This window comes from Microbaculum marinum, assembly GCF_037855135.1.
GTDB lineage: Bacteria > Pseudomonadota > Alphaproteobacteria > Rhizobiales > Tepidamorphaceae > Microbaculum > Microbaculum marinum.
The window spans coordinates 510677-524306 of the sequence record NZ_JAZHOF010000004.1 but is presented as its reverse complement, the minus strand read 5'-3'; the positions used below and the strand labels follow the sequence as shown (position 1 = coordinate 524306).

Sequence of the window (13630 nt, the reverse complement as noted above, 5' to 3'; positions counted from 1 at the left end):
GACGCCGAACCGGCAGACCAAAGGCCGGGCTCCCGCGGGGGAGCCCGGCCTTTTCGTTTGCGGCCACTCTCTTCGCGCGAAACGCCACATTCAGGCTGGATGAACGTTTACAGCCCTGTTTGTGGTGTTACAGTTTTATGACACTATGGCGTCACGGGTGAACACGACGTGCATCCGGCGGGTTGAGGGAGAATTCAGACATGACCGATCGTTTCGCACGACGTGCCGTCCTGGCCGGCGTCGCGCGGGTGACAGCCGGCGTATTCGTCGGCGCGACCCTGCTTGCAGCGCTTCCCGGCGTCGCCGACGCCGGAAAGATTACCGTCTACACCTCCTACGAGGAGGACGAACTGGCCTCCTTCCTGGAGGCGATGCAGGAGGACCTTCCGGACGTCGAGGTCGACGTGCTGCGGCTGTCCACCGGCGATCTCCGCGCCCGCATGCTGGCGGAAGCCGACAATCCCAAGCATGACGTGATCTGGGGCTGGGCGGCCACCTCGATGGTCGATCCGCGCATCATGGAAATGATCGAGCCCTACACGCCCGAAGGCATCGACAAGGTGCCGGCGCGCTTCCGCGACAAGGACGGGCACTGGTTCGCCACCACCGGCTACATGGGCGCCTTCTGCGTCAACCTTCCGGAAATGGAAAAGGCCGGTCTGCCGATGCCGACCTCCTGGCAGGATCTGACGAAGCCGGAGTTCGAGGGCAAGCTGGTGATGCCGAATCCGGCAAGCTCCGGCACCGGCTACCTGCACGTCGCCTCGATCCTGCAGATGATGGGCGAGGAGAAGGGCTGGGAGTACCTGGACGCGCTCGACAAGAGCATGGACCAGTACATCAAGAGCGGCTCGAAGCCCTGCAACGCGGCCAGCGCCGGCGAGTTTCCGATCGGCATCTCCTTTGCGCTGCGCGCCATCAAGAACATCGACGAGGGCTACCCGATCGCCATGGTGCTTCCCTCCGAGGGCGCCGGCCACGAGCTCGAGGCGAACGCCCTTATGGCATCCTCGCAGAACAAGGAAGATGCGAAGAAGTTCCTTGACTGGACGCTCTCCAAGAGCGCCGAGGAGCAGTACAACAAGTGGAAGTCGATCGTGACCATGCAGGGTCGCGAGATGCCGGAGAAGTTCAAGGCCGCGGGTCTGCCGGACGACATTTCCACGGTGCTGTTCGAGATGGACTACGCGTGGGCAGCGGAGAACCGCGACCGCATCCTCGCCGAGTGGCAGAAGCGCTACGAGGAGTAGGCGCCACCGCGCGCGCAATCCGGCGGGGAACGGCGCGCGCGCTGTCCCCGCCGCTTCGTATCCGATACCCGGCGCAAACCGTTCGGCCAAACTGGAGTCCGCGGATGTATCTGAGCCTGCGCGACGTGACCAAGCGCTTTGCCGATGTCGTGGCGGTCGACCATGTCGATCTCGACCTGACCGAAGGCGAGTTCGTCTGCTTCCTGGGGCCGTCGGGATGCGGAAAGACGACGCTGCTGCGGGTGATCGCCGGGCTCGAGGAACTCGACGAGGGGCGGATCCTCCTCGAAGGCCGCGACCTCGCCGACCTGCCGGCCCGCAAGCGCAACTTCGGGGTCGTGTTCCAGTCCTACTCCCTGTTCCCCAACCTGACTGTGGCGCGCAACGTCGCCTACGGGCTCGAATGCCGCAAATGGGATCGCGCCCGGATCGACGCGCGGGTCGGCGAGATGCTCGACATCGTCCACCTTCGCGGCGATGCCGGCAAGCACCCGCACGAACTGTCCGGCGGCATGCAGCAGCGCGTGGCGCTTGCCCGCGCGCTTGCGCCGGAGCCGTCGGTGCTCTTGCTCGACGAGCCCCTGTCGGCGCTCGACGCCAAGGTGCGCGAGAGCCTGCGCGGCGAGATCCGCGATCTCCAGAAGCGGCTCGGCATCACCACGATCATGGTGACGCACGACCAGGACGAGGCCATGGAGATGGCCGACCGGATCGTCGTCATGAACTCGGGCCGCATCGAACAGGTCGGCAGCGCGGAGGACCTCTACTGGGAGCCGGCCACGCGTTTTGTCGGCCAGTTCATCGGCAGGCTCAACATCATCGAGGATCCCGCCCTGCGCGACCGGCTGGGCGCCGGCGGCGGCGCCTCGGTCCTGGCAATCCGCCCCGAGCACGTCAGCGTCGGGCCGGACGGCATGTTCGAGGGCACCGTGCGCAAGCTGGCCTTCCTGGGCAACACCATGCGGCTCGACGTCGAGACGTCGGGCCAGAACATGGAAATCGAGATTCATGGCCGCCGGGAACCGTTGACGGTGGGCGACACGATCCGCTTCGCTCTGCCCGAGAACAGGGTCAGGCGGCTGGCAGCCTCGCCCGCATGACCTCAGTGACGACGAGTCCGGTGCGCCGCCGGCATCTTGATGCCGACCGTGTGTTCGGCGCCGCCGTGGTCGGCATCACCGGGCTTCTGCTGGTGGTGTTCGTGCTGGTGCCGCTGTGGGCGATCCTGAAGACCTCGTTCGTCACCCCGCAGGGCATCGGCCTCGGCAACTTCGTTCTCTATTTCACCAGCGCCCGGTTCCTCGGTATCGTCGGGAATACCTTCCAGGTCGGCATCAGCGTTACCGTCACCACGCTGGTGCTGGCTTACGGCTTCGCCTACGCGATGCAGAGAAGCTGCATGCCCGGCAAGTCGGTGCTGCGCCTCGTCGCGCTGCTGCCGATCTTCTCCCCGTCGCTCGTGCAGGCGCTCGGTCTGCAGTTCCTGCTCGGCCGCAACGGCCTGGTCAACCGTACCTTCGGCACCGAGATCGACATATACGGCTTCTGGGGCATCTTCATCGCCGACGTCGTCTATGCGTTTCCGCACGCCTTTCTGATCCTGACCACGGCGCTGGCGGTCGCCGACGCGCGCATCTACGAATCGGCCAAGAGCCTCGGCGCCGGGCCCTGGCGGATCTTCCGGACGGTGACGCTGCCGGGCACCCGCTACGGGCTGGCTTCGGCGGGCTTCGTCGTCTTCACCATCGTCATCACCGATTTCGGCAATCCGGTCGTCATCGGCGGCAACTATTCGGTCCTGGCGGTGGAGATCTACAATCAGGTCTCCGGCCAGGCCAACTTCTCGATGGGCGCGGTGATCGGCGTGGTGCTGCTGCTGCCGGCGGCGCTGGCGGTGATGGGCGAGAAATGGATTGCCCGCCGGCAGTTCGCCTCTGTGACGTCGCAATCGGTGCCGCTGGTGCCGAAGCCGAGGTTCGGCCGCGACATGGTCTGGCTCGCCTACAGCATCGTCATCGCCGCGGCCATCCTGTCGCTTGTGGCGATCGTGGTCTATGCCAGCTTCGTCAGGCTCTGGCCCTACAACCTGTCGCTGACGCTTCGGCATTACGGCTTCGACGTGCAGAACGGCATCGAGCCGCTGTGGACCAGCATCGAGGTCGCGCTCGTCACGGCGCTGCTGGCCATCGTGTTCGTCATCGGGGCGGCCTATGCCAACCACAGCTTTCCGAGCCGCGCCGGCCGCTTCGTCTACTTCCTGGCGATCCTGCCGGCGGCGGTGCCGGGCATGGTGCTGGGGCTCGGCTACATCCTGGCCTTCAACACACCCGGTCAGCCCGTCTACTGGATCTACGACACGATCCTGATCATTGCCGTCTGCAACGTCTACCACTACCACGCCCAGGGCTTCCTGCTGGCGACCACCAACCTGAAGCAGATCAGCCCGACCTTCGACGAGGCCTCGTCGACGCTCGGCGCGACCAAGCTGACGACGGTGTGGCGGATCACCCTGCCGCTGATCTGGCCGACGATCCTCGGCGTCGGCGTGTTCTTCTTCATGCGGGCGATGGTGACGCTGTCTGCCGTGATCTTCCTGATCACGCCGTCGACGCAGCTCGCAGCCGTCTCGGTGCTCTATCTCGACGATCGCGGCGCGCTGAACCAGGCGGCGGCGTTCGCGGTCTGCATCATGGCGACCGTCATCGGCTTCCTGCTGCTGGCGCAGCTCGCGCTGCGCCTGTCGGGCGTTCGAGGCGTCAGCCTGGTGCGGTGATGGAGACGATGGCGGTGAGGGCGGCGCATTCCGCCGCCACGCAGGCGGCGCCGAGGATGTCTCCCGTCTGACCGCCGAGCTGCGAGCGGGCCAGCAGGCCGACGATCGCGGCGCCGATCGCCGCCGCCAGGATTGCCGCCAGCGCGGTTGCGAACGGCAGCAGCAGGAACGCGGTCAGCGCGGCGATCGCCGCTGCCTCCGCCGTCGCGTTGCGGCCGGCCTGGCCGACATGCACCGCCAGGCCGTCGGCGCGGGCCGGACCGAGCCAGTGCATCAGCGGCACGATGGCGCCGCGCGACAGTGCGGCCGTCGCCATCAGCGCTGCCGCGACGAGGGCGGCGTCGGCCAGCGTGCCGATCACCGACAGCCGCAGCGCGAATATCAGGATGAGGGCGATCACCCCGTACGTGCCGATCCGGCTGTCGCGCATGATCTCCAGTTTGCCGGCCCGGTCGGCGCCGCCGCCCAGGCCGTCGGCGGTGTCGGCCGCGCCGTCCTCGTGCATGGCGCCGGTCGCCAGCACCATGGACCCCAGCGCGAACACGCCGGCGATGAAGGACGGCACCCCGATCACGTGCGTGAGCCAGTAGACCCCGCCGCTGATCGCCCCGACGGCGAGGCCGGCGAACGGATAGGCCCAGACAGCCCGGGCCGGGTCGGGCCGCTCGGCGGGATCGGCGATCCACCCCGTCGGCAGCCGCGTCAGGAGGCCGAAGGCGGCGGCGAGTTCGGCGTGTCGCGACATGGTCTCAGTCCTTGTTGTCGACGCCCGCCTCGGCGAAGGTCGCCATGCCGTTGTGGCAGGCCACGGCAGCCCGCAGGATGGGGATCGCGACCGCGGCGCCGGAGGCCTCGCCGAGGCGCATGCCGAGATCGACCAGCGGCACCTTGCCGAGCGCCTCGGCGAGCCGCCAGTGCCCCGCCTCGGCGGACGAATGGCCGATGATGGCATGATCCAGCCCGGTCGGCGACAGCTTTGCGAGCGGCGCGGCGGCAGCCGTCGAGACGAACCCGTCGAGCAGCACCGGCACGCCCCTGATGCGCGCGGCGAGCGCCGCGCCGAAGATGCCCGCCAGTTCGCGCCCGCCCAGCGACAGTGCCGCCAGCAGCGGGTCGGCGAGAATGTCCTGGTGCCGGTCGAGGCCGGCGTCGATCGCCTCGCGCTTGCGCTTCAGCCCGGCATCGTCGATGCCGGTGCCGCGGCCGGCCCAGTGCTCGCCGTCGCCGCCGAACAGCGCCGCCGTCAGGGCTGCCGCCGTGGTGGTGTTGCCGATCCCCATCTCGCCGAGGCACAGGAGGTCCGTGCCCTCCGGGACGGCTGCGTATCCCGCGTTGACGGCGGCGAGGAAGTCGGCCTCGCTCATGGCCGGGCTTTCGGTGAAGTCCGCCGTCGGCCTGTCGAGGTCGAGCGGCACCACGGTCAGGTCCGCCCGCGCCGCTTTGGCAAGCTGGTTGATGGCGGCGCCGCCGCTGTCGAAGTTGGCGACCATCTGGGCGGTGACGCTCGAGGGGAAGGCGGAGACGCCGCGCGCGGTCACGCCGTGGTTGCCGGCGAACACCAGGATCACCACCCTGTTGAGCAGCGGCGCCTCGCGGCCCTGCCAGCGCGCCAGCCAGGCGGCCAGCGATTCCAGCCGGCCGAGGCTTCCCGGCGGCTTGGTGAGCTGCAACTGCCTGTCGGCGACCGCGGCGGCGGCATCGGCGCTGCCGGCTGGAAGGTCGGCGCAGGCGGCCCGCAGGGCGTCGAGTGTGGCGAACGTCGTCATCTGTGCTCCCGTAGTGAGTTCGAACGCGCGGTTTCAGCCGGCGCGGGCGATGGCATGGAAGAAGGTCCCGGAGACCAGCCCGCGGCGGCCGCCGGAGAGGCCGAGCGCCTTGCCGGTCCCGTCGGCGATCTCGGCGAGCGGATCGTCGCCGCCGGGATCCGTCACCGTCGCGTAGTGGAATTCGTGGCCCCTGAGCACCGTTCCGGCGCTGCCGGCCGGGCAGTCGGCGAGCAGCCGCGCCTGCCGGTAGCCGAGATTCATTTTGCGCCTGGCGAAGCTGGTGGCGTGGCCGAGCAGGCCCGTCATCGCATGCGTGTGGCCGTCGGCGTCCTCGATGCCCTGTCCCAGCACCATGAAGCCGCCGCACTCGCCATGCACCGGGCGGCGCTCCGCAAAGCGCGTCAGACCGTCGCGGAAGTTCGTCGCCGCGGCCAGCGCGCCGGCATGCAGCTCCGGATAGCCACCCGGCAGCCAGCACACGTCGCAGTCCGGCGGCGGAGCTTCGTCGGCGAGCGGCGAGAACGGCACGATCTCGGCGCCGTCGCGGCGCCAGCCGTTGACGAGGTGGGGATAGACGAAGGTGAAGGCTGCGTCCTCGGCCAGCGCGATGCGCTGTCCCGGCGGCCTCAGCGGCGCCCCGGCCGCGCCGGCACGGGCATCCACCGGTGCCGCCAGGTCGAGGATCCTGTCGAGGTTCAGCTGATTTTCGCCGAGATCCGCCAGCCGCTCGAGCAGCGCCTCCAGGTCGCCGTGCTCGCGCGCCTGCACGAGGCCCAGATGGCGTTCGGGCAGGGCGACGGTCTGGTCGCGCATCAGCGCGCCTGCGACCGGCATGCCGATCCGCTCCATCGCATCGGCGACCTGCGTCAGGTGGCGTTCGCTGGCGACGCGATTGGGGATGACGCCGCCGATCCGGACAGCCGGATCGAGCGTCGCGAACCCGTGCGCGACGGCCGCCGCCGACTGCGACTGGCCGGAGACGTCCATCACCAGCAGCACCGGCAGGCCGAGGCGCGCTGCGAGGTCAGCGCCCGCGCCGCGCCGGCCGGGTTCCCCGGCGATGCCGTCGAACAGGCCCATCGACGACTCGATGACCAGCAGGTCGGCCCCCGCGGCGGCCTCGCCGACCAGCGCCTCCACGAGCTCTGGCGGCATCGCCCAGCTGTCGAGGTTGATGCCGGGCCGGCCGCTGGCTGCGGCATGGAAGGCGGGATCGATGTAATCGGGACCGGATTTCGCGGTCTTCACCGTCAGCCGGCGCCGCCGCATCGCCGCGATCAGCGCCAGCGTCACCGTGGTCTTGCCCGAACCCGAGCGCGGCGCGGCGACGATCAGCCCCTTTGCCCCGCTGGAAGCCGAGCTCACGACACCGCCTCCAGCACCCGCGGCATCAGCGCCAGCAGCTGTTCGCGCACGGTGACGATGCCGCCGATCGCCACGATCGCCGGCGGCTCCAGCCCGGCGGCCTCTGCATCCGACGCGATGTCGGCCAGCGTCGAGGTCAGCACACGCTCCCCCGGCAGCGTCGCGGAGACGACGATCGCCGCCGGCGTTTCGGGGCTCAGCCCCCCCGCGACCAGCGCCGCGGCGATCCGGTCGAGCGTCTTCATCGCCATGTACAGGATGATCGGCTGGCCGGTCGCCGCCAGCGCCGCCCAGTCGAGACCCTCCTCGGTGTCGGCGCCGTGGCCGGTCGCCAGGATCACCGCCTGGTTGACGCCCCGGATCGTCGCCGGGATCGAGGCGAGCGCCAGCCCGGCCAGGCCCGAGGTGATGCCGGGGACCACCCGGAACGGGATCCCCTGCGCGGCGAGCGTCAGCGCCTCCTCGCCGCCGCGGCCGAACACGAACGGGTCGCCGCCCTTCAGCCGCAGCACCCGCTTGTCCTGACGGGCGAGCTCGACGAGGCGGCGGGTGATGTCGGCCTGCGTCGCCGACGGCTTGCCGCCGCGCTTTCCGGCGAACTCCAGCACCGCGCCGTCGCGGCGCATCGCCAGCGTGCGCGGGTCGACGAGAGCGTCGTGCACCACCACGTCGGCCTGGGCGAGGCCCGCGACCGCGTCGAGCGTCAGGTGCGCCGGATCGCCCGGCCCGGCGCCGGCCAGCCAGACGTGGCCCAGTTCGAAGACCGGGACGTCTCCCATCAGGCGGCGGAGGAGGTCGAGCGTTGTCATGGCGTCTTCGAACAATAACCGAGGAAAGGCGCGGCACTAGCGAGTGACGGCGGCAGGATCAACCCTGCGGCCGTATCGGGCCGCCGGATGCCGGCCGGCGATCCACCGTGACAGCCCCCGCGCAACGCGCTATCTGCCACGCCATGGACGAGACGCGCCCGCTGCGCCGGGGCTGGACCACGGGAACCTGTGCCACGGCGGCCGCCAAGGCGGCCTTCGCCGCGCTCGTCGGCGGCGATTTCCCCGATCCGGTAACGGTGACGCTGCCGGGCGGCCAGACGCCGGCCTTCGCACTTGCCCGCCATGACATCGGAGAGGATTGGGCGCGCGCCGGCATCGTCAAGGACGCCGGCGACGATCCCGACGTCACCCACGGCGCCCTCATCGTCGCGACCGTCCGGCCCGGCGTCCCCGGCGGCGGCGTCGCTTTCAGGGCAGGCGAGGGCGTCGGCACCGTCACCCGGCCGGGCCTGCCGATGCCGCCCGGCGAGCCGGCCATCAACCCGGTGCCGCGCCGGATGATCGCGCAGGCGATTGCCGAAGTCTGCGCCGACACCGGCGCAAGCGGCGACGTCGATGTGGAAATCTCCATCCCCGGCGGCGAGACCCTTGCCGAAAGGACGCTGAACGGCCGCCTCGGCATCGTCGGCGGCCTGTCGATCCTTGGCACCACCGGCATCGTCGTGCCCTATTCCTGCGCCGCCTGGATCGCCTCGATCCATCGCGGCATCGATGTGGCGCGGGCGACCGGCCGCGACCATGTCGCCGGCGCCACCGGCAGCGCCTCCGAAGCCGCAATCGCCCGGATGCACGGCCTGCCCGACGAGGCGCTGCTCGACATGGGCGATTTCGTCGGCGGCACCCTGAAATACCTGCGCACCCATCCCGTGCCGAAGGTGACGATCGCCGGCGGCATCGCCAAGATGACCAAGCTCGCGCAAGGCTTCCTCGACCTGCACTCCAAGCGCGGCCGCGTCGACCTCGATGCCCTGGCCGACGTGGCGGTTGCCGAGGGCGGCTCGGACGCCCTGCGGGCGCGCATCGTCGCCGCCAATACCACGCCCGAAGCCTTCGCCGCCGCGGCGGAGGAGGGCATCCCGCTCGGCGACGTGGTGGCGGGCGCGGCGTGGCGCACGGCGGCCGACGTGATCGCCGGCACCGGCATGGCGCTGGAAATCGCCGTGTTCGACCGCGACGGCAATCTCGCCGGCCACGCGCCCTTTGCTCCGGTTGGCGACGCCGCTCATGACGCCTCCGGTTCCCGGCCGCGGAAGCGGCGCTGATAGCCCGCGTCGTAGAGCGCGCTGTCGCGGAACTCCTCCGCGTCCAGCACCTTGCCGACCAGGATCAGTGCGGTGCGCTCCATCGGTTGCGCCGCGATCTCCGCTTCGATGGTCGCCAGGGTGCCGTGCACGATCCGCTGCTCCGGCCAGCTCGCCCGGTAGACCACGGCGGCCGGGCAGTCGGCGCCGTAGTGCGGCGTCAGCTCCGCGACCACCTTGTCGAGCACGTGGATCGACAGGTGGACGGCGAGCGTCGCGCCCGTCCGGCCGAACGCGTCCAGCGTCTCGGCCTCCGGCATCGCCGAGGCGCGGCCCGACGTGCGCGTCAGCACCACCGACTGCGCCACCTCGGGCAGCGTCAGCTCCTTCGCCAGCGCCGCCGAGGCTGCTGCAAACGCCGGTACGCCCGGCGTCACCGTATAGGCAATTCCCAGCGCCTCGAGCCGCCGGATCTGCTCGCCGAGCGCGCTCCACACCGAGAGGTCGCCCGAATGCAGCCGCGCCACGTCCTGTCCCGCCGCGTGCGCCGTCTCGAATTCGGCAGCGATCTCGTCGAGGCTCATCGGCGCCGTGTTGACGATCCGCGCGTCTGGCGGGCAGTGCGCCAGGATCTCGGCGTTGACCAGCGATCCGGCGTAGAGGCAGACCGGGCAGGCGGCGATCAGGTCGCGGCCGCGCAGCGTGATCAGGTCCGGCGCGCCCGGGCCGGCGCCGATGAAGTGCACCGTCATCGTCCCGCCCTTTCCGCCAGCGCGCAGGTCGCCATGGCGCTGGCGATCCTTGGCAGCACCAGCCGCCCGTTCGGCCCCGCCGCCGCCAGCGCCGCGGCTTCGGCGACGGAGGCGAAGCCCGTCGCCTCCAGCGCCTTTTCCGAGCGGGTCGGGCAATCGGCCTCGACCGCACGCATCGCATCCGCGCCCACGGGCAGCAGCGGCAGCGCCATCCGCTCCGCCGCCTCGCGCACGCCGGGCTCCCCGGCCTTGAAGGCGGCAGTCGCGAGAGCGGTGAACCGGCAGTTGGCGATCCCGGCGCGCTTCACGGCCTCGCCGATCAGCGCGACGATCTCGTCGGCGCCGCAGCCCGACCGGCAGCCGATCCCCGCGACGATCATGCCCCGCCGTCCCGGGGCTTCTGCCCCACCCACTGCGTCACCGTCATCGCCGGCCGGAAGCCGTGCCGGCCGCCGATCGCCTCGAGCCGCTCCACCGACAGCCGCGCCAGCGAGCCGCCATACGTGCCGTGCGCCGCGATCAGCCGCGCCTCGGTCTCGAGCGTCACCGCATTCACCACCATCCGTCCGCCCGGCCGCAGCGCCGACCACGCCGTCTCGATCACCCCGTCCGCCTGTCCGCCGCCGCCGATGAACACCGCGTCGGGCGCCGGCAGGTCGGCGAACGCCTCCGGAGCCGCTTTCTCGACGATTTCGAGCCGTGGCACCCCCAGGTTAGCGGCATTGCGTGCCGCACGCGCGGCACGCTCCGGGTCGCGTTCGATCGCGATTGCCCGGTTGGCGGGGTGGCGCAGCAGCCATTCGATCGAGATCGAGCCCGATCCGCAGCCGATATCCCACAGCCGCTCTCCGGCCCGCGGCGCCAGCGACGACAGCGTCACCGCCCGAATCTCGCGCTTGGTGAGCTGGCCGTCGTTCTCGAAGAAGGCGTCCGGCAGGCCGCTCGCCAGCGGGATCACCTTTGCGCCCGCCGCGCCGACGACCTCGATTCCGATCAGGTTCAGCGGGTCGACGTCGTTGAAGCCGAAACCGTACGCCTCCGCCTCGCGGATCCGTTCGCGCCGTCCCCCCAGCGCCTCCATCACGTGCAGGCGCGAGGCGCCGAAGCCGCGAGCCGACAGGTATGTCGCGACCGCCGCGGGCGTCGTCTCGTCGGCCGACAGCACCAGCACCCGCCGTCCCGGCTGCAGGTGCGGCGCCAGCGTCTCCACCGGCCGCCCGCAGCAGGTGACCTGCGCGCAGTCGGCGACCGCCCAGCCGAGCCGGGCGCAGGCGAGCGAGAACGCCGACGGCGCCGGAATCGCGGTGATCTGCGCCGCCGGCACATGCCGGGCGAGCAGGCTGCCGACGCCGTACAGGTACGGATCGCCGGAGGCGAGCACCGCGACGGGCGTCCCCGCCAGCCCGAGGATCTCATCGACGGCGCCGGTGAGCGGGCTCGGCCAGGCTCTGGCCTCGCCGGAAATCAGCCCGTCCGCAAGCGCCAGGTGCCGCTTGCCGCCGTAGACGACGCGCGCGCCGGACAGCAGCGCCCGCGCGGCCCCGGTCAGCCCTTCGATGCCGTCCTCGCCGATGCCGATGATCGACAGCCACGGCGAACGGGCTTGCGCGGCCGCGCTCATCGGGGCATCCCCTTGGCGCGATGAGACAGCTCAGGCTCCTGATCCTCGGCGGCACCAGCGAGGCGAGCGCGCTCGCCCGAGCCCTTGCCGGCGACGCGCGCGTCGCCCCGCTCCTGTCGCTTGCCGGCCGCACGAAGGCCCCGGTCACGCCGCCGGTCCCCTTCCGTGTCGGCGGCTTCGGCGGGCCTGCGGGGCTTGCCGCCTATCTCGAGGCGGAGCGGTTCGACCTCATGATCGACGCGACCCATCCCTTCGCCGACCGGATCAAGCGGAACGCCGTCGAAGCGGCCGGCTTGGCCGGCGTCCCGCTGCTGGCGATCCGCCGGCCGGAGTGGCGCCCGCAGCCAGGCGACCGATGGACGATCGTGCCGGACATGGCCGCCGCGGCCGCGGCGCTTGGAAACGACCCGAAACGCGTCTTCCTGACGATCGGCCAGAAGGAACTGGCGCCGTTCCGCGAGGCGCCGGTCCATACATACGTGATCCGCAGCGTCGATCCGCCCGATCCGGGACATCTCCCCCCGAACGCCGTCGTCATCATCGCGCGCGGCCCGTTCGACGAGCCTTCCGAGAGGGCGCTTCTGGACGGGCACCGCATCGACGTGATCGTCACCAAGAACTCCGGCGGCACCGCGACCGAGGCCAAGCTCGCCGCCGCCCGCGCGCTCCGCATCCCGGTCGTGATGGTCGCCCGCCCCGCCCATCCCGACGCCGAGACGGTCGACACCGCCGAGCAAGCACTCGCGTGGCTGGAGGCGCGTGTCCGGCAGGCGTGACGCCGTCCGATCTCCGGCCCGATCTTCGGCGCTGCCAAATTCCGCAAACGCCGCCTTGGGCCCCGGATCAAGTCCGGGGCGTAGGCTCGTCGTATGGCACCGCGATTTCCAAGAGCACTGCCTACGTCCCGGGCCGAGCCCGGGACGTCGTCCGAGTGTGGGGTACGGGATTTGCCCATACCACAGCCTATGTCCCGGGCTTGACCCGGGACCCAGGACGGCGGCTGCGCCGGGTTCTGACGCTGGATCAGCTGTTCCGCGGCGATGAGCCGAGGGAGGAGGCGGCACTGTCTGATGGAACACGGCTGCGATCAAATCGCACACTCCTCGGCCTTGCCGACCGCCACGGCCCCCGCGCGGCGCGGCGTATAGACCCACGCGCGACCGTCCGGTCGGGCGATCGTCCGCGTCGCACTCGAGCCGACCAGCACCAGCGTGCGCATGTCGGCGCGGGCGGGATCGGCGTCGCCGAGCGGCACGATCTCGATCGTCTCGTCGGCGCGGCTCACCGCTGTCGCGAACACCACCGGCGTGTCGGCCGCCCGCACACCGCGCAGGATGTCGAGCGCCGCGCCGAGCTGCCACGGCCGCGCCCTGGAGATCGGATTGTAGAGCGCGATGACAAAATCGGCGGCCGCCGCCGCTTCCAGCCGCCGCACCACCGTCTCCCAGGGCTTCAGGTTGTCCGACAGCGAGATCGCGCAGAAGTCGTGGCCGAGCGGCGCGCCGAGCCGGGCGGCGGCGGCGAACATCGCCGAGATGCCGGGGATCACCTCGACCTCGATCGACCGCCACTCCGGCGCGCCGGCCTCGATCGCCTCGAACACGGCGGCTGCCATCGCGAACACGCCGGGATCGCCCGACGAGACGATCGCGACGTATTTCCCTGTATATGCAAGTTCGAGCGCCGCCCGCGCCCGGTCGAGTTCCTCGCGGTTGTCGGAGCCGTGCCGCGCCTGCCCCTCCTGCTCCGGCACGCGGGCGAGATAGGTCGTGTAGCCGAACAGGTCGGTCGCCGTCGCCAGCGCCGCCCGCGCCTGCGGCGTCTGCAACTCGGCCGCGCCCGGGCCGAGGCCGACGATCGTCAGGCGGCCGGTCATCGGGCAGCTCCGGAAATGGGCATAATGATTGGTCCAGCTCTGTCGCCACCCGCAGAGGCCGAGCCGGGTCCCGGCTCGAGCCCGGGAGCTCGGCTGTGCGTGGGGCGCCCACCTTGCCATACGATAGGTCTACGCCCCGGACCTGATCCGGGGCCC

13 protein-coding genes are annotated in these 13630 nt (G+C 70.9%); 5 read left to right on the top strand and 8 right to left on the bottom strand.

Annotated features, from left to right (window positions below; genetic code table 11):
* Positions 1-200 precede the first annotated feature (200 nt).
* The 3 genes from V3328_RS12470 (at position 201) to V3328_RS12460 (ending at position 4023) form a co-directional block, all read left to right on the top strand.
* The gene (locus tag V3328_RS12470; protein ID WP_340329984.1) at positions 201-1250 is read left to right on the top strand and encodes an extracellular solute-binding protein; all 1050 of its coding nucleotides are present in this window, start codon (positions 201-203) and stop codon (positions 1248-1250) included.
* 104 nt (positions 1251-1354) lie between these two features.
* Complete coding sequence (locus tag V3328_RS12465; RefSeq protein WP_340329983.1) at positions 1355-2350, top strand: ABC transporter ATP-binding protein; 996 nt, start codon at positions 1355-1357, stop codon at positions 2348-2350.
* A complete protein-coding gene (locus V3328_RS12460; RefSeq protein WP_340329982.1) occupies positions 2347-4023 on the top strand; it encodes an ABC transporter permease subunit in 1677 nt (558 codons plus the stop codon). Before V3328_RS12465 ends, V3328_RS12460 begins: the two co-directional genes overlap by 4 nt.
* On the opposite strand, the gene cobS is transcribed toward V3328_RS12460, so the two are convergent.
* From cobS to cobA, 4 genes are read right to left on the bottom strand one after another with little or no spacing between them, the layout of a single operon-like run.
* Complete coding sequence (cobS, locus tag V3328_RS12455) at positions 4007-4768, bottom strand: adenosylcobinamide-GDP ribazoletransferase (RefSeq protein WP_340329981.1); 762 nt, start codon at positions 4766-4768, stop codon at positions 4007-4009. The two genes, V3328_RS12460 and cobS, sit on opposite strands and share 17 nt — an antisense overlap.
* Before the next feature lie 4 nt (positions 4769-4772).
* The gene (gene cobT, locus V3328_RS12450) at positions 4773-5789 is read right to left on the bottom strand and encodes a nicotinate-nucleotide--dimethylbenzimidazole phosphoribosyltransferase (RefSeq protein ID WP_340329980.1); all 1017 of its coding nucleotides are present in this window, start codon (positions 5787-5789) and stop codon (positions 4773-4775) included.
* Between the two features lie 33 nt (positions 5790-5822).
* A complete protein-coding gene (locus tag V3328_RS12445; RefSeq protein WP_340329979.1) occupies positions 5823-7154 on the bottom strand; it encodes a cobyrinic acid a,c-diamide synthase CobB in 1332 nt (443 codons plus the stop codon).
* Positions 7151-7963 (bottom strand): uroporphyrinogen-III C-methyltransferase, encoded by an 813-nt coding sequence (cobA, locus tag V3328_RS12440; RefSeq protein ID WP_340329978.1) that lies wholly within the window; start codon positions 7961-7963, stop codon positions 7151-7153. Before cobA ends, V3328_RS12445 begins: the two co-directional genes overlap by 4 nt.
* A 143-nt stretch (positions 7964-8106) precedes the next feature.
* Between cobA and V3328_RS12435 the strand changes: the two genes are divergently transcribed.
* Positions 8107-9246 carry a cobalt-precorrin-5B (C(1))-methyltransferase gene (locus V3328_RS12435; RefSeq protein ID WP_340330061.1) on the top strand — a complete coding sequence of 380 codons (1140 nt, stop codon included), beginning with the start codon at positions 8107-8109 and terminating at the stop codon, positions 9244-9246.
* On the opposite strand, the gene cobM is transcribed toward V3328_RS12435, so the two are convergent.
* From cobM to cbiE, 3 genes are read right to left on the bottom strand one after another with little or no spacing between them, the layout of a single operon-like run.
* Positions 9207-9977 (bottom strand): precorrin-4 C(11)-methyltransferase, encoded by a 771-nt coding sequence (gene cobM / locus V3328_RS12430; protein WP_340329977.1) that lies wholly within the window; start codon positions 9975-9977, stop codon positions 9207-9209. The two genes, V3328_RS12435 and cobM, sit on opposite strands and share 40 nt — an antisense overlap.
* Entirely contained in the window at positions 9974-10357 is a 384-nt protein-coding gene (locus V3328_RS12425) for a cobalamin biosynthesis protein (protein WP_340329976.1), read from the bottom strand. Before V3328_RS12425 ends, cobM begins: the two co-directional genes overlap by 4 nt.
* Entirely contained in the window at positions 10354-11598 is a 1245-nt protein-coding gene (gene cbiE, locus V3328_RS12420; protein WP_340329975.1) for a precorrin-6y C5,15-methyltransferase (decarboxylating) subunit CbiE, read from the bottom strand. Before cbiE ends, V3328_RS12425 begins: the two co-directional genes overlap by 4 nt.
* Positions 11599-11618: 20 nt before the next feature.
* Here cbiE and V3328_RS12415 point away from each other — a divergent pair, with 20 nt between their 5' ends.
* Complete coding sequence (locus tag V3328_RS12415) at positions 11619-12374, top strand: cobalt-precorrin-6A reductase (protein WP_340329974.1); 756 nt, start codon at positions 11619-11621, stop codon at positions 12372-12374.
* Positions 12375-12685: 311 nt separating this feature from the next.
* Here the strand turns inward: V3328_RS12415 and cobJ are convergent, their stop codons facing one another.
* Positions 12686-13474: a precorrin-3B C(17)-methyltransferase gene (cobJ, locus tag V3328_RS12410; protein WP_340329973.1), complete on the bottom strand. Its 789-nt coding sequence runs from the start codon at positions 13472-13474 to the stop codon at positions 12686-12688.
* Between the last annotated feature and the right edge of the window lie 156 nt (positions 13475-13630).

Bases quoted from the DNA above. Each gene is read 5' to 3' on its own strand.
- cobT (WP_340329980.1), bottom strand. From the start codon at position 5,789: ATGACGACGTTCGCCACACTCGACGCCCTGCGGGCCGCCTGCGCCGAC.
- V3328_RS12425 (WP_340329976.1), bottom strand. From the start codon at position 10,357: ATGATCGTCGCGGGGATCGGCTGCCGGTCGGGCTGCGGCGCCGACGAG.
- V3328_RS12415 (WP_340329974.1), top strand. From the start codon at position 11,619: ATGAGACAGCTCAGGCTCCTGATCCTCGGCGGCACCAGCGAGGCGAGC.
- cobA (WP_340329978.1), bottom strand. From the start codon at position 7,963: ATGACAACGCTCGACCTCCTCCGCCGCCTGATGGGAGACGTCCCGGTC.
- cbiE (WP_340329975.1), bottom strand. From the start codon at position 11,598: ATGAGCGCGGCCGCGCAAGCCCGTTCGCCGTGGCTGTCGATCATCGGC.
- V3328_RS12465 (WP_340329983.1), top strand. From the start codon at position 1,355: ATGTATCTGAGCCTGCGCGACGTGACCAAGCGCTTTGCCGATGTCGTG.
- V3328_RS12470 (WP_340329984.1), top strand. From the start codon at position 201: ATGACCGATCGTTTCGCACGACGTGCCGTCCTGGCCGGCGTCGCGCGG.
- cobJ (WP_340329973.1), bottom strand. From the start codon at position 13,474: ATGACCGGCCGCCTGACGATCGTCGGCCTCGGCCCGGGCGCGGCCGAG.
- cobM (WP_340329977.1), bottom strand. From the start codon at position 9,977: ATGACGGTGCACTTCATCGGCGCCGGCCCGGGCGCGCCGGACCTGATC.
- V3328_RS12435 (WP_340330061.1), top strand. From the start codon at position 8,107: ATGGACGAGACGCGCCCGCTGCGCCGGGGCTGGACCACGGGAACCTGT.
- V3328_RS12460 (WP_340329982.1), top strand. From the start codon at position 2,347: ATGACCTCAGTGACGACGAGTCCGGTGCGCCGCCGGCATCTTGATGCC.
- cobS (WP_340329981.1), bottom strand. From the start codon at position 4,768: ATGTCGCGACACGCCGAACTCGCCGCCGCCTTCGGCCTCCTGACGCGG.